Raw genomic sequence first — 14,498 nt, 5'->3', positions numbered from 1 at the left:
CGCTACGAGAGGCGCCTGAACTCGGGCCACAGCTCCGTCCACGGCGCGCGCTGCCCGCGGCACACCCATACCGGTTTGCCCTGTTCCTGGTTGTCGAGGCCGACGCCGTTGTCGATGCGGCCGACCGGGCGGACGTCCGTCCAGTACCGGCGCAGCCCGGCCCCTTCCGCGACGTCTTCCGGCCCCACCACGATCGTGGGGCCGCGTCCGTCCGGCGGGCGCCCGAAGTACCAGTAGCCGTTGTGGCCGCTGTAGGCGCGCGGAAGCCCCAGGGCGGGCCCGTACCTGTCGAGCGCGCCGGCCTCGCCGTAGTTGCTGACGACGATCGTCGCCGCGGCCCGCTCACCGGGCGGCAGCGCGTCGCGGACGGCCGCGACCCGCGCGGCGAACCGGGGCCAGCCGACGGTCTCCGCCGAGTCGGCGTTGACGACGGGCTGCGGCGTGTCGGCCAGCCACCTCAGCGGGTACACCGGCAGCGTCAGCAGGACGGTCGTGACGGCGGTGATCACATACGCCGGGGCGGACGCCGCCCAGCCCCAGCCCCGCGGTGCGCCGTGCCGCTCGATCTCCACGGCGCCCGCCGCCCAGAGCCCCGCCCACAGCTCGCTCAGGTAGTACGGCTTCCCGGCGGTGACGAGGAAGACGACGTTCAGCAGCACGTACGCGTGCCCGAGGAAACGGTACGTTCGCAGGTCGTCGGACCGGTACGTCCGCCACAGCCCGTAGATCCACAGCCAGGACGGCAGGACGCCGGTCAGGAGCAGCTGGAACGGGACGAACCCGGGCCGTCCGCCGAAGTCGCCCTTGCCGGCGATCGCGTCGGCCATGTCGAGTTGCGGCCAGCCGTGCCGCGCCTGCCAGACCAGTCCCGGCATGACCGCGGCGATCACGACGAGCGCCCCGGCCCAGAGCAGCGGGCGCCGGAGGAAGTCGCGCGGTCCCGACAGCAGCATCCCGGCGACCAGCGCGATCAGCAGGAACGCCGCCAGGTACTTCACGTTCAGTGCCAGCGCCGACGCGATCCCCACGGCGAGCAGCAGCCGCTGATCACGGGTCCGGACCCATCGGACCACCAGCCAGACGATCACGGTCGACAGCAGCAGGTCGAGCGTCGCGGTGACGAAGATGTGGCCGGCCGCCACGGCGAACGGGCAGACCGTGAAGGACGCGGCCGTCAGCAGCTGCGCGCGCCGTCCACCGTCCATCTCCCGGGCGGTCAGCGCGGCGACCAGCACGCCGCAGGCGGCGAGCACGGCGGACGGGACGCGCAGCGCGACCAGCGAGTCGCCGAAGACCGCGGTGATCGCCCGGACGAGAACCGGCAGCAACGGCGGCTGGTCCGGGTATCCCCAGGCCAGATGGCGTCCGGCGACCCGGAAGTACAGCTCGTCGCGGTGGTGGCCGTACCGGGCGCTGACGGCCAGGAGCACCACGCCGAGCGCACCGCCCATCAGCAGCACCGGCTTCCAGGCGACCGCCGGGACGGTCGGGGGAGTGGTGACATCGAGGGGACCGGACGCCGCTGAGGCGGGGGCGGACATGATCCGAACCTATGCGGGCACTGTGGCCTGCGTCACGAGCCGGACCCGTCCGGCCTGGGACACCGCGGGGGCCCGAAAAATCGATGGGACGATCCGGGCGGCCTGCGTAGGGTGCGGGCCATGGTGTCGACGCATCAAGTGCTGGCCTTCTCCGCGATGGCCTTCGCCATCATCGTGATTCCCGGGCCCACGGTGTTCTTCGTGGTCGGACGCGCCCTGGCCCACGGCCGGCGGACGGCGCTGACCAGCGTCGCCGGCAACGAGATCGGCGCGCTGCTGCTGTCGGTGACCGTCGCGCTCGGCGTGGGGTCGATCGTGGAACGGTCCGTGATCGTGTTCACGACGGTCAAGCTGGTGGGCGCCGCCTACCTGCTGTACCTCGGCGTGCAGGCGTTCCGGCACCGGCACTCCCTGCAGGCGGAGCTCGGCGGGACCGGCCCCGAGGTGGGGAACCGGGCCCGCGATCTCTGGCAGGGGTTCGTGGTGGGCGTCACCAACCCGAAGACCACGGTGTTCTTCGTGGCCGTGCTGCCGCAGTTCGTCGTCCGCGAGCACGGGCACGTCCCGCTGCAGATGCTGGTCTTCGGGCTGATCTTCAGTTTCATCGCGCTGCTGTGCGACAGCGTGTGGGGCCTCGCCGCCGGGACGGCCCGCGCGTGGTTCGCCCGCTCGCCGCGCCGTCTCGCGGCGATCGGCGGCACCGGGGGCCTGATGATGATCGGCCTCGGGGTCACCGTCGCCGCGACCGGCCGCAAGGAGTAGGGCCTCAGAGCGAGCAGAGCGAGAAGTCGTCGAAGACCGCTTCCGGCCAGCCGGTCGCGTCCTCGGGACGGACGACGAGCAGCCCGCTCGGCCCCGGCTCGCCCTCCGAGGGCGGGGTGGCGGCGGACGAGGCGACCGGCTTGCCGTTCACCCACATCGCGAGGTCGATGTTGCCGCCCTCGCCCTTGGTGCACGCGGCCTGGAGCCGGTTGTCGCCGTCGCGGAGCCCGGGGACGGTGCCGGTCGTCACGGTCGTCGGCTGCCCGGACGACAGGCGGGCGATGCGCGCGCGCCCGTCCCGGCTGAGGAGGAACGCGTAGCCGGAGTCGCCGTGGCAATACACCCCCGCCTCGCCGGCGGCGTCCTTCGGCGAGACCTTGACCTCGATGAGCTGCGAGTCGGGGATCTTCTCCACCGGCGCGGCGGCGGTCGTGCGCGTCGTCGTCGGGAGGACATGGAGCTCGTACTTCTTGTCGCGGTAGGACGCGTCCGCGGCGGGCGTGGTGGCCGTCTTCCAGCCGGAGCCCTCGTCGCTGAAGTTGTCGTCGAAGATCTCGTCCTCGACGTCCGGCGGCCCGTCGCCGAGGTCGGCCGCCGCCGTGGTCCCGGAGTCCTGCGGGGTGCGGTCGCCGCCCGGCAGGTTGAGGACCCCGATCACGGTCGAGACGGCGACGACCGCGCCGACCGCGACCATCAGCAGGCCGTGGTTCCGGTGCGGCGACGGCCTCTTCGCCAGGGCCGCCGCACGGGCCGCGGCCGGCATTCCGACCGGGTGCGTCGGCTCGTCCACCGGCGGCTCCGGTGGGCCCGCGGCACGCGTGGGCGGCACGGAATCGACGCTCGTCGCAGGCGCAGGCGCAGGCGCAGGCGCAGGCGCAGGCTTGGGCGCGGGCTTCTCCGTCTGCTCCGGCTCCTCTTCCGCAGGTGCCGGCTCCGCCCGCACCTCCGCGGGCTCGGCGGTCGGCTCCGACGCGGGCAGCGCGACCGTGGGCGGCGTCGCGGGCGGCTCGTCCTCGCCGGTCAGCGCCTGGATCAACTGCTTCACCGCCGGACGGTCCGCGGGATCCTTCGCGAGCGAGCGGGCCACCAGGTCGCGGACGGCCGGGTCGAGGCCGTCCAGGTCGGGGTCGCCGGCCGTCACCCGGTTGATCGTCTCCGGGAGCGACCCGCCGCCGAAGGGGGCGCGTCCCGTGCCCGCGAAGGCGACGACGCACCCCCACGAGAACACGTCCGCCGCCGGGGTGATCTCCTCGCCGCGCATCAGCTCCGGTGCGATGTAGGCGGGGGTGCCGACGAACTGGCCGGTCCTGGTCGGCCCGTCCGAGGCGTCCAGCGCGCGGGCGATGCCGAAGTCGATCACGCGCGGGCCGGTCGGGGAGAGCAGCACGTTGGACGGCTTGAGGTCCCGGTGCACGATCCCGGCACCGTGGATCGCGCTCAGCGCGGTGGCGATGTTGACCGCGAAGGACTCCAGGTCGCCGCCCCGCAGCGGCCCCTCCCGCTTGACCGCCTCTTCCACGGAGGGGCCGTTCACGTACTCGGTGACCACGTACAGCGGGTCGCCGTCCAGCCGGGCGTCCAGCACCGCGGCGGTGCAGAACCGCCTGACCTGCCGCGCGGCGGTCACCTCGCGGCGGAACCGCTCGTGGAACGCCTCGTCGTCGGCCAGCTCCGGGTTGATGACCTTGACCGCGACCTGCCGGTCACCGCCGTCCTCGCCGAGGTAGACGGTGCCCATGCCGCCGCGGCCGAGGCGGGCGGTGAGGCGGTACGGCCCGAGCCGGCGCGGGTCACGGTCACGAAGCGGCGCCTGCATGGCTCGACTCCCGGGGGCGAGGGCTCTTTTGTGGTTCAGTCTGACGTACGGTCAGTGTCTTTGACGCGGGACCACGGTGGATCAGTTCGCGGCATATGGGAGGAATTGTGGACGTGACGGCGGATGTGCTCGGCCCCGGCTACGAGGCGATCGAGCTGCCGATGGGCCGGGACGCCGAGGGCGAGGTCGTGGCGACGCTGGTGCGGCGGCGCGGCACCGACCCCTCCCGCCGGGCCGTGCTGTACCTGCACGGGTTCGTCGACTACTTCTTCCAGAAGCACCTGGCCGATTTCTACCTCGATCTCGGCTTCGACTTCTACGCGCTCGACCTGCGCAAGCACGGGCGCTCCCTGCGCCCGCACCAGACCCCGAACTACGTGGAGAGCCTGTCGGACTACTTCCCGGAGATCGACGAGGCGGTGCGGATCGTCCGGGACGTGGACGGGCACGACACGCTCCTGCTGAACGGCCACTCCACCGGCGGCCTGATCGCGGCCCTGTGGGCCGACCGGGTGCAGGGCCAGGGCCTGGTGGACGGCCTGTTCCTCAACAGCCCGTTCGTGGACCTCGCCGAGCCGCCGGTCCTGCGCAAGGTCGGTGCCGGCCTCGCGCGTGCGCTGCGCCCCCGCTTCCCGAAGGCCGCGCTGCCCGCGGGCGTGTCCGACCGGTATCCGCGCAGCCTGCACCGCGACCACGAGGGCGAGTGGGAGTTCGACCTCGCGTGGAAGCCGCTGCTCGGGTTCCCGGTGCGGGCGGCGTGGCTGGCCGCCGTCCGCCGCGGCCAGCTCCGGCTCCGGCGCGGCCTGGACGTCGACGTGCCGGTGCTGGTCATGGCGTCGACGCGCAGCGTCCGCCCGACCCGCAAGGTGCTGGACGTGACGGGCGCCGACGCCGTCCTGGACGTCGAGCACATGGCCCGCTGGGCACCGCGGATCGGGCGTCATGTGACGTTCGTCCGGATCGACGGGGGTCTGCACGATCTCGTGCTGTCCGCCGAGCCGGCCCGCACGCAGGTCTTCGCGGAACTGACCCGCTGGACGAACGGCTACCTGCCCGCCCGCTGACCCTCGGGCATCGGCCCGGCGGCCTGCCGGCGTCCGCCCGGCGGGTTACTGGATCTTCGACATGTCGAAGTCGTCGAACCTCACGGTGATCTGCTGGGCGGCGTTGCCGCCGCGCTCGCCCGTCAGGGCGACCTTGCCGTTGGGCAGCGGCTGGTCGGTGTCGGTCTCGTCGATGACCTTGTCGCCGTTCACCCAGAGCCGCAGGCGCACCTTCGGGCCGTCCTTCTCCTGGCCTTCGCAGGCGACCTGGAGCCTGTTCTGGCCGTTCGCCTCGAAGCCCGGCACCGAGTCGGGGCTCGCCAGCTCCTTCGTGCCGAGGTCGCCGTTGACCTTGCGGAGCACCGCGCCCTTGCCGTCGTTGCGGAGAAGGAACACGTACTTCTTCTTGCCGGCCTCGTTCATGCGGCATTCCACGCCGAACCGGCCGTCGGCGGGACCCTCGGCCGACGCCGTGACGGTCACCAGCATCGGGTCGGGGAAGTCCTCCACCTTGTCCTTGGGCACCGTGCGGCTGATCGAGCCGGTCGTGCCGGAGGTCTTCAGCTGGTACTTGCCGTTCACGTAGTCGTACTCGTCGAGGATGCTGTCGCCCCAGCCGGAGTTGGAGTCGGAGAAGTCGTCGGCGAACGCGGTGGCCAGGTTGTCGTCGGGCGGGCCGTCCGAGCGCAGCACCGTGAATCCCACGACGGCGAGCACGGCCAGCACCGCGACGGCCGCCCCGGCGATGATCAGCGGGCGCCGGAGCTTCGCGCCGCCCCGCCCGGGGCGCGCGTCCTCGCGGGTCGCGTTCCCGCCGAGCTGGGCGGTCGGCTGCTGGAAGGCCGCCTGCGCGGTGGGCGCCTGCCCGCCGGTCCCCTGCCCGGCCGCTCCCTGCACGGTGGGGCCGGCCGCCGGGCCGTGCCAGCTCGCCTGGACGGTCTCGGCGAGCGTCGCCGGATCGGTCTTCTCGTTGCCGACGAGCCGCCCGAGCAGGTCCTGGACGGACGGCCGGTTGCGCGGGTCCTTGTCGAGCGCGGCGGCGACGACGTCCCGCAGGCCGGGGTCGAGGCCGTCCAGCTTCGGCTCGTCGTGCGCGACGCGGTAGAAGATCTCCGGGACCGTGTTGCCCGCGAAGGGCGCGCTGCCCGTCCCGGCGTAGGCGACCACGCAGCCCCAGGAGAACACGTCGGACGCGGGGGTCACCTGCTCGCCGCGCAGCAGCTCGGGCGGCAGGTAGTTCGGCGTCCCGACGAACTGGCCGGTGCGGGTGGGACCGTCGGCGGCGTCGAGGGCGCGGGCGATGCCGAAGTCGATGACGCGCGGCCCGGTCGAGGACAGCAGGACGTTGGCGGGCTTGAGGTCGCGGTGCACGATCCCGGCGCCGTGGATGGCGGCGAGCGCGGTGGCGACGCCGACCGCGAGGCCCTCCAGGTCGGAGCCGGGGAGCGGGCCGCGTTCGGCGACGGCGCTCTCCAGGCTCGGCCCCTCGATGTACTCGGTGACGACGTACAGCGGGTCCCGGTCGAGCTCGGCGTCCATCACGGGCGCCGTGCAGAACCGGCGCACCTGCCGCGCGGCGGTCACCTCCCGGCGGAACCGGTCGCGGAACGGGCCCTCCCCGGCCAGCTCCCGGTTGATCACCTTCACCGCGACGCGGCGTCCGGACGGATCCTCGCCGAGGTAGACCGTCCCCATGCCGCCCCGGCCGAGCCGGCCGACCAGCCGGTACGGGCCGAGCTCCGCGGGGTCCTCGGGGCGCAGGGCCTCGCCGTTCTCTCCTGCGTGCGTGGTCATCGTGGTCCTGACGGAAATATCGGGAGTCTTTGCGGTAGCACCCTAGCGGCGCCACCGTCTTTCCGACGCGCGAAGGTGTCAGCGCGTTCGGCGCGCCCGCGGAAGAGTCCGGAACGGCGGCATCCTCTCGCCGGTGAGCCCGAACGCGTACGCCACGACCCGGCCGGACCACCGCTGGCATCCGACGACCAGGGCGTACAGAGCGCGCGGGTACCGGCCGGTGAACGGGATCACCAGCCAGCTGACCATCATGACGAGCACCAGCGCGGTGTACATGACCAGCATGACGACCAGGTGCGGGATCACGAGAAAGCCTTTGAGCAGCATGAACCAGCGCCTCGGGCCGCGCCAGGAGTCCGGGAACGGCAGGTCGACCATGACCGTCGGCTCGTCCGCGGCCGGCTCCACGGTGGCGCCGGCCTGCCGCGCGGGCTCGGGCTCCCGCGCGTCGACGGGGCGGGAGCGCTCGCCCGGCACCGGCTCGGCGGCGGGCGGCGTGCCCGGCTCCGCCCCCCGCGCCGGGTCTTGCCCCTGAACCGGCTCCGGAACCGGCGCTTGCGCAGGCCCGAACCCGTGCCAGGACGCGGATATCGTCTCCACGGCCTGTTCCAGGTCGGCCCTGTCCTGGCCGACGAGCCGGGTGAGGATCTGCCGGGCGGTCGGGCGGTTGCGCGGGTCCTTGCCGAGCGCGGCGGCGACGATGTCGCGCAGTCGCGGGTCGAGGCCGGCGAGGTCGGGCTCGTCGTGCTCGATGCGGCGGAACGTCTCCGCGACCGTGGTGGCGTGGAACGGGGGACGGCCGGTCCCGGCGTAGGCGACGACGCAGCCCCACGAGAACACGTCCGACGCCTGCTCGACCGGCTCGCCCCGCAGCACCTCGGGCGCGATGTAGGCGGGCGTCCCGACGAACTGGCCGGTGCGGGTGGGGCCGTTCGGGGCGTCGAGGGCGCGGGCGATGCCGAAGTCGATGACGCGCGGGCCGGTCGAGGAGAGCAGGACGTTGGCGGGCTTGAGGTCGCGGTGCACGATCCCGGCGCCGTGGATGGCGGCGAGCGCGGTGGCGACGCCGACCGCGAGGCCCTCCAGGTCGGAGCCCGGCAGCGGCCCCTTGTCGCGGACGGCCTTCTCCAGGTTCGGCCCGTCGATGTACTCGGTGACGATGTACGGCGGGTCCTGGTCGAGCTCGGCGTCGATCACGGGCGCGGTGCAGAACCGGTGGACGCGCCGCGCGGCGGTCACCTCCCGGCGGAACCGGGCGAGGAACGCGGGCTCCCCGGCCAGCTCCCGGTTGACGACCTTCACCGCGACGCGCCGCCCGTCCGGCTCGGCGCCGAGGTAGACGGTGCCCATGCCGCCGCGGCCCAGCCGGCCGAGCAGGCGGTAGGGCCCGAGGACACGGGGCTCGTCGTGCTCCAGGGGTCCGGCGGCGGTCGTCGTCATGGGGGGTGGCGCTCCTCGGAAGATCGTCTCTCCGGGCCCACCCTAAGGGAGCCGGCGGGCTCCCGGAGGGCCGCTAGGGGATCACGAGGAGCTTCCCGGTGGTCCGCCGCGCCTGCAGATCGTCGTGCGCGGCGCGGGCGTCGGCGAGGTCGTAGCGGTGCCCGACACGGACCTTCACCTCGCCCGATCCCACCCAGCCGTAGACGTCGGCGGCGCGCTCCAGCAGCTCGTCCCGCTCCTCGACGAAGTGGCGGAGGGTCGGCCGCGTCAGGTACACCGACCCGGCGCGGTTGAGGCGCTGCGGATCGAACGGCGGGACGGCCCCGCCGGCCGCCCCGTACAGGGCCAGGGTGCCGCGCCGCCGGAGGCTCGCGAGGCTCCCGTCGAACGTGGGCGCTCCCACGCCGTCGTACACGGCGGCGACGCCCGCGCCGCCGGTCAGCTCCCGGACCCGGTCGGCGAAACCGTCGTAGCCCATGGTGACGTCCGCGCCGGCGGCCTTCGCGAGCTTCTCCTTCTCCGGGGTGGACGCCGTCGCGAGGACCCGGGCGCCGAGCGCCTTGGCCGCCTGGGTGAGCAGCAGGCCCATCCCGCCCGCCGCCGCGTGCACCAGGACGGTGTCGCCCTCCTTGACCGGATACGTGGACCGGGTGAGGTAGTGCGCCGTCATGCCCTGCAGCAGCGACGCGGCGGCGTCCTCCAACCCGACCCCGTCCGGGACCGGGACGGCCTTCGCCACCGGGACGGCGGCCTGCTCCGCGTAGGAGCCCTGCACGTCGGACCAGGCGACGCGATCTCCCACGGAGAACTCCCGGACGCCGTCGCCGACCGCGACGACCGTCCCCGCCGCCTCAAGGCCCGGCGTGTACGGGAGCTCCTGCTCGTAGGCGCCCGTGCGGTAGTAGACGTCGATGAAGTTGACCCCGGCCGCCGCCACGTCGACCAGCACCTCGCCCGGACCCGGCTCCGGGGCGGGACGCTCGGCGGGCTCCAGCACCTCGGGGCCGCCGGTGCGGGTGACGACGATCGCACGCATGGGATGCTCCTGGCTGGCCGGCTGCGGCGGACGATCCGGAGAACCCGGGGTGCTCGCCGGCTATTCCGGCCGCGGAGCGGTCACACCCAGTCGCGCATCGTCTGCGCGGCGAGCGTCACCGCCCGCTCGACCCGGGCCGCGACCGTCCCGGCGTCCCAGATCTCCCGGCGGGCGCACTCCTCGAACGCGACCTTGACGGTCGCCAGGTAGAACGCGACCAGGATCCGCGGCCGCGGGTCGTTCTCCAGGTCGACGCCCTCCCGCCGCGCGATCTCGGCCGCGAGGGCCTCGGTGGACGCCGAGTACCGCGCCATCTGCGCCGCCATCAGCGACGGCGTCGCCTCGATCACCTGCCGGACGCGGCGCCACCGGGCGCCGTCGGCCGGGTCGCCGTCGGCGATCGTGCGCAGCACCACGCGCAGCGACTCGAACAGCGCGGTGAACGGCCGTTCCCCGGGGGGACGGGCGGCGAGCGCCTCGCCCATGAGCTGGTCGTGCTCGGAGAGGAAGCTCGTGACGACGTCCTCCTTGGTGCCGAAGTAGCGGAAGAACGTCCGCTGCGACACCTCGACCGCCGCCACGATCTCGTCGATCGTCGTGGCCTCGTATCCCTTGGCGAGGAACAGGTCCAGGGCCGCGTCGATGAGCGCGAGCCGGGTCCGCTGCTTCTTGCGCTCGCGGAGCCCGGCGAGGGCGCGGCCCTGCTCGGGGGCGGGGTGGTGGGTGTGGCCTGACGGGTCGCCGGCGGGGACGGCGCTCATCGGCTCGCTCCTTCTGTCAGCCTGACGCGGGCGGTGCGCGTCTCACAGAGGCTTCTATCACGGACGGAGCCTCCGCATGGACGCCGGGTTCCAGGAACGGAACGATTGGCGCACGACGGCGCGGCACGTCGCGCCGCTCCCCGCGGACCATCCCCGCGAGAACGCGGAACAGCCCTCCCACTCTCCGGATTCTCGCTGCGCAGCCGCGGTTTTCGGGCCATGCTGGAGCACGGTCACCAACCGTCGCCGGACGATCGCCCATGGTCATCCGGGCGGCATGGACCTGCTGAGGCGGCTGATGTGTCTGTAGTCGGTGGGCGCGACATCGCCGAGGTGCGCAGGCGTCACCTCGCGGCGCTCGCGCGCGAGCTGGAGGCCCGCGGCCTCGCCTGGAGGTTCGCCGGGCCGGACGGGTCGCTGCTGGCGGTGCTCGGCCCGCGGACGCGGCGCCGGCTCATGGTCGTCGCCACTCCCTCCGGCGACACGTGGCTCTATCTGTGGCCCGGCGGCGGCATGGCCGACGTCACCGAGCTGACCGGGGTCGCGGAGCGTATTCGCGCGCTCCTCGGCTGACCCCCGCCTTGCTCCCGGGACGGGGGCTTCCCTAGACTCGGGTGCGAACGTCTGTTCGAACGTCCGCATGTTCTTCCCCCGTGCGGTGAGCGCGAGGGGGAGGCAGATGACACGCGTGTTCGGCGATCCGGTGGACGTCTGGGTGAGCGATGGGCGTCCGGTCCGGTTCGTCTGGCGTGGCCGGCTCTACACCGTCCGGCGGGTGCTGGAGCACTGGGTCACGACCCGCGACTGGTGGCGGGAGCAGCGCCCCGACGGCGAGGCCACCGGCGAGCGGGAGTTCTGGCGGGTCGAGGCGACCCCGGACAGGGAGATCGGCGTCTACGAGCTGCGTTATGACGTGGCGGCCGACAGCTGGCTGCTCTCCCGGGTATGGGACTGACGTGCATATTCATGTCGCTTCGTCCTATTCGCTCCGGTTCGGGGTCGCGCCGCCCGCGGCGCTGGCCGAGCGCGCGGCGGGCCTCGGCATGGAGACCCTGGCGCTGACCGACCGCGACGGGCTGTACGGCGCCGTCCGGCATGTCCGGGCCTGCGCCGACGCCGGCATCGGAGCCGTCGTCGGCGCCGACCTCAAGGTCGTCTCGACCGGCGAGGAGCGCATCGTCGTGCTCGCCGAGGGCCGCGCCGGCTGGCGGTCGCTGTGCCGGCTGGTGACGGCGGCGCACGCGGCGGGCGAGCGCGGGAACCCGCTGGTGACGCGGGAGATGGTCGGCGCCCACGCCGACGGGCTCATCGTGCTCCTCGGCCCGATGTCGGACGTGGGGCGCGCCGTCACCGGGCGGCGCCCCGACGTCGCGGCGGCGCGGCTGGCCGCCTGGCGGGACGCGGCGGAGACCGTGATCGAGATCGTGGACCACCGCGACCGGGGCGACGGCCCGCGCGCCGCCCGCATGCTGGCGCTCGCCCGCGAGGCCGGGGTGCCCGCCGTGCTGGGCAACGCCGTCCGGTACCTGGATCCGGCCGACCATCCGGTCGCGCAGGTGCTGGACGTGACGCGCCGGCTCGTCCCGCTGGACCGGCGGCATCTGGACGACCGGACCGGCCAGGCCTACCTGAAGCCGATCCCCGAGATGCGCCGGGTCGCGGAGCTGAGCTGCGGCCCGCGGGAGGCCGAGGCGCTGCTGGCGGAGACCCGGCGGCTCTCGGAGCGCTGCGTCCTGGACCCGGGCCGCGACCTCGGCATGGACGAGGTCCACCTGCCGGCCGTCGGCGGCGAGCCCTACGCCCGCCTCGTCGCCCGGTGCGCCGAGGGGACGGCGAGGCGCGGGCTCGCCGGGTCCCGCAAGGCCGCGGACCGGCTCGACGCCGAGCTCGGCGTGATCGCCCGCAAGGGCCTGGCGCCGTACTTCCTCACGGTCGCGGACGCCGCCGCGCTGATCAGGTCGCGCGGCATCCGCTGCGCCATCCGCGGCTCGGGCGCGGGCAGCCTGGTCACCTACCTGCTCGGCATCGGCGACCTCGACCCGCTGCGGCACGACCTGGTCATGGAGCGGTTCCTCGCCGACAGCCGCGAGGGCCTGCCCGACATCGACCTGGACGTGGAGTCGGCGCGGCGGCTGGAGGCCTACGAGGCGCTGTTCGACCGGTTCGGGGCCGACGCCACGGCGTGCGTGTCGATGATGGAGACCTACCGGGCGCGCAGCGCGCTGCGCGACGTCGGCAACGCCGTCGGCCTTCCTCCGCACGAGATCGACGCGATCGCCAAGGCGTTCCCGCAGATCAGGGCGAGCCAGATCCGCGCCGCGCTGGACGACCTGCCCGAGCTGCGGCAGAGCGGCCTCGCGGCGGGCCGCCTGGAGGTGCTGTTCCGGATCGCCGAGCGCCTGGACGGCCTGCCCCGCCACATCGCCATGCACCCGTGCGGCGTGCTGCTGTCGGACCCGGGCCTGCGGGACCGCACGCCGATCGAGCGGGCGGCCGTGGGCTTCCCGATGAGCCAGTTCGACAAGGACGACGTCGAGGCGATGGGCCTGCTCAAGCTCGACGTGATCGGCGTCCGGATGCAGTCGGCGATGGCGCACGCGGTGGCGGAGGTCGCCCGGCTGACCGGGGAGGAGATCGCGCTGGAGGACGTCCCGCGCGACGATCCCGCGACGTACGAGCTGGTCCGCACGTCCCGGACGCTCGGCTGCTTCCAGATCGAGTCGCCCGGCCAGCGGGAGCTGATCGGCCGCCTCCAGCCGCGCGACCTGGACGACCTGGTCATCGACATCTCGCTGTTCCGTCCGGGCCCGGTCAACTCCGACATGGTGTCGCCGTTCCTGGAGGCCCGCGCCGGCGTCCGGGAGCCGGAGTACCCGCATCCCGACCTCGAACCGGTGCTGCGGGAGAGCCTCGGCGTGGTGGTCTTCCACGAGCAGGTGCTGCGGATCTTCGACGTGATGACCGGATGCGGGCTCTCCCAGGCGGAGGCCGCGCGGCGGAGCCTGAACCACGAGCGCGGGCAGGCCGTCGTCGGCGCCTGGTTCCGGCAGCGGGCGCTGGCCCGCGGCTATGACGGGCCGACCGTCGACCGCGTCTGGCGGACGCTGACCGCGTTCGGCGCGTTCGGCTTCTGCAAGGCGCACGCCGCGTCGTTCGCGCTGCCCACCTACCAGTCGGCCTGGCTGAAACGGCACCACACGGCCGCCTTCTACGCCGGCGTCCTGACCCACGACCCCGGCATGTACCCCAAGCGGGTCATCCTTGACGACGCCCGGCACTTCGGCGTGCCGATCCTGCCGCTGGACGTCAACCGCTCGGCGGCGGACTGGCACGCCGAGCCCGTCTCCGAGGGCGGCCCGACCGGCATCCGGGTCGCGTTGAGCGAGGTCAGGGGAATCTCCGCCGCCGAGGTCGGCGCGATCGTCGATGCCCGGCCCTACGCGTCGCTGACCGACTTCCGGCGCCGCGCCCGGGTGTCCCGCCCGACCGCGGAGCGGCTCGTCCTGGCCGGGGCGTTCGACACCGTCCACGACGGCGTCCCGCGCCGCGACCTGCTCTGCCGGGTCGGCGCCCTCGACCGCGCCACCGCCCGTCCCGGCCGCGTCCCCGAGGGCCAGCTTCCGCTCGGCGACGCGACCCCGCCCGGCCCGGCCGAGGAGATCCCGGCGGGCGGGCTGCCGCCGATGACGCCCGCCGAGGTCGTCGAGGCGGAGCTGGACATCCTGGGCATGGACGTCAGCCGGCACATCATGACGTTCTACGCCGGCCTGCTCGCCGGAATCGGCGCCGTCCGCGCCGCTGACCTGCCGGGACGCCCCGACGGGAGCGACGTCCTGGTCGCCGGCGTCAAGGTCGCCACCCAGACCCCGGCGGTCAGGTCGGGCCAGCGCGTCATCTTCGCCACGCTGGACGACGCGACCGGCCCGGTCGACCTCACGTTCTTCGAGTCGGTGCAGGACCGGTGCGCCGCCACCGTCTTCGGCTCCTGGCTCCTGGTCGCCCGCGGCCGCCTCCGCCGCGCCGGCGCCCGCGCCGTCTCGATCACCGCGAACGCCTGCTGGGACCTGAACACCCTGTACGAGGAATGGCGCCGCGGCGGACCGGACGCCGTCCGCGCGGCCATGGCGCGCCCGGCCGTCCCCGGCCGCCCGGTGGGCCGCCGCATCGTCCAGCCGACCGGCTTCGCGATGTCCCCGTACTCCGACATCGGCCACGCGGGCCCGGCCGTCAAACGCCCGCCCAAGACCGCCCTATGGCACACCAGCCAAGGCAGCTCAGGCCCCCCGCCCTCCTAGGAACCCCGCC

The 14,498-nt window shown here is 73.9% G+C and carries 11 protein-coding genes; 5 read left to right on the top strand and 6 right to left on the bottom strand.

Annotation, left to right across the window (positions count from 1 at the left end; translation table 11 throughout):
- Window positions 1–2: 2 nt before the first annotated feature.
- Entirely contained in the window at window positions 3–1,541 is a 1,539-nt protein-coding gene (locus K8Z49_RS16000; protein ID WP_412519440.1) for an ArnT family glycosyltransferase, read from the bottom strand.
- Window positions 1,542–1,661: 120 nt separating this feature from the next.
- Here K8Z49_RS16000 and K8Z49_RS15995 point away from each other — a divergent pair, with 120 nt between their 5' ends.
- The gene (locus tag K8Z49_RS15995; RefSeq protein WP_412519438.1) at window positions 1,662–2,303 is read left to right on the top strand and encodes a LysE family translocator; all 642 of its coding nucleotides are present in this window, start codon (window positions 1,662–1,664) and stop codon (window positions 2,301–2,303) included.
- A gap of 4 nt (window positions 2,304–2,307) precedes the next feature.
- Here K8Z49_RS15995 and K8Z49_RS15990 read toward each other — a convergent pair whose 3' ends face one another.
- Window positions 2,308–4,119, bottom strand: a complete 1,812-nt coding sequence (locus tag K8Z49_RS15990; RefSeq protein ID WP_412519436.1) for a serine/threonine-protein kinase — start codon at window positions 4,117–4,119, stop codon at window positions 2,308–2,310.
- A gap of 113 nt (window positions 4,120–4,232) precedes the next feature.
- On the opposite strand from K8Z49_RS15990, the gene K8Z49_RS15985 reads away from it, so the two are divergent.
- Entirely contained in the window at window positions 4,233–5,183 is a 951-nt protein-coding gene (locus K8Z49_RS15985) for an alpha/beta hydrolase (RefSeq protein ID WP_235206385.1), read from the top strand.
- A gap of 45 nt (window positions 5,184–5,228) precedes the next feature.
- Here K8Z49_RS15985 and K8Z49_RS15980 read toward each other — a convergent pair whose 3' ends face one another.
- From K8Z49_RS15980 to K8Z49_RS15965, 4 genes are all read right to left on the bottom strand, one after another.
- Window positions 5,229–6,956 (bottom strand): serine/threonine-protein kinase, encoded by a 1,728-nt coding sequence (locus K8Z49_RS15980; protein ID WP_075022586.1) that lies wholly within the window; start codon window positions 6,954–6,956, stop codon window positions 5,229–5,231.
- 78 nt (window positions 6,957–7,034) lie between these two features.
- Window positions 7,035–8,396, bottom strand: coding sequence for a DUF4389 domain-containing protein (locus K8Z49_RS15975; RefSeq protein ID WP_024935015.1), 1,362 nt, complete (start codon window positions 8,394–8,396; stop codon window positions 7,035–7,037).
- 73 nt (window positions 8,397–8,469) lie between these two features.
- Window positions 8,470–9,432, bottom strand: coding sequence for a quinone oxidoreductase family protein (locus K8Z49_RS15970; RefSeq protein WP_075022588.1), 963 nt, complete (start codon window positions 9,430–9,432; stop codon window positions 8,470–8,472).
- Between the two features lie 80 nt (window positions 9,433–9,512).
- Window positions 9,513–10,193, bottom strand: coding sequence for a TetR family transcriptional regulator (locus K8Z49_RS15965; protein ID WP_412519433.1), 681 nt, complete (start codon window positions 10,191–10,193; stop codon window positions 9,513–9,515).
- A 300-nt stretch (window positions 10,194–10,493) separates the two neighbouring features.
- Here K8Z49_RS15965 and K8Z49_RS15960 point away from each other — a divergent pair, with 300 nt between their 5' ends.
- From K8Z49_RS15960 to K8Z49_RS15950, 3 genes are all read left to right on the top strand, one after another.
- Window positions 10,494–10,766, top strand: coding sequence for a hypothetical protein (locus K8Z49_RS15960; protein WP_024935014.1), 273 nt, complete (start codon window positions 10,494–10,496; stop codon window positions 10,764–10,766).
- A 106-nt stretch (window positions 10,767–10,872) separates the two neighbouring features.
- Window positions 10,873–11,148 (top strand): DUF6504 family protein, encoded by a 276-nt coding sequence (locus tag K8Z49_RS15955; RefSeq protein WP_083597953.1) that lies wholly within the window; start codon window positions 10,873–10,875, stop codon window positions 11,146–11,148.
- A gap of 1 nt (window position 11,149) precedes the next feature.
- Window positions 11,150–14,488 carry a DNA polymerase III subunit alpha gene (locus tag K8Z49_RS15950; RefSeq protein WP_412519431.1) on the top strand — a complete coding sequence of 1,113 codons (3,339 nt, stop codon included), beginning with the start codon at window positions 11,150–11,152 and terminating at the stop codon, window positions 14,486–14,488.
- The last annotated feature ends 10 nt before the right edge of the window (window positions 14,489–14,498 follow it).

The organism is Actinomadura madurae (genome assembly GCF_047130825.1).
Lineage (GTDB): Bacteria > Actinomycetota > Actinomycetes > Streptosporangiales > Streptosporangiaceae > Spirillospora > Spirillospora madurae.
This window is presented reverse-complemented; position numbering and strand designations above follow the sequence as displayed.

What these genes read in the sequence shown, in the direction of transcription:
- K8Z49_RS15965 (WP_412519433.1), bottom strand. Translation starts at nt 10,193, where the DNA reads ATGAGCGCCGTCCCCGCCGGCGACCCGTCAGGCCACACCCACCACCCC.
- K8Z49_RS15975 (WP_024935015.1), bottom strand. Translation starts at nt 8,396, where the DNA reads ATGACGACGACCGCCGCCGGACCCCTGGAGCACGACGAGCCCCGTGTC.
- K8Z49_RS15995 (WP_412519438.1), top strand. Translation starts at nt 1,662, where the DNA reads ATGGTGTCGACGCATCAAGTGCTGGCCTTCTCCGCGATGGCCTTCGCC.
- K8Z49_RS15955 (WP_083597953.1), top strand. Translation starts at nt 10,873, where the DNA reads ATGACACGCGTGTTCGGCGATCCGGTGGACGTCTGGGTGAGCGATGGG.
- K8Z49_RS15990 (WP_412519436.1), bottom strand. Translation starts at nt 4,119, where the DNA reads ATGCAGGCGCCGCTTCGTGACCGTGACCCGCGCCGGCTCGGGCCGTAC.
- K8Z49_RS15970 (WP_075022588.1), bottom strand. Translation starts at nt 9,432, where the DNA reads ATGCGTGCGATCGTCGTCACCCGCACCGGCGGCCCCGAGGTGCTGGAG.
- K8Z49_RS16000 (WP_412519440.1), bottom strand. Translation starts at nt 1,541, where the DNA reads ATGTCCGCCCCCGCCTCAGCGGCGTCCGGTCCCCTCGATGTCACCACT.
- K8Z49_RS15980 (WP_075022586.1), bottom strand. Translation starts at nt 6,956, where the DNA reads ATGACCACGCACGCAGGAGAGAACGGCGAGGCCCTGCGCCCCGAGGAC.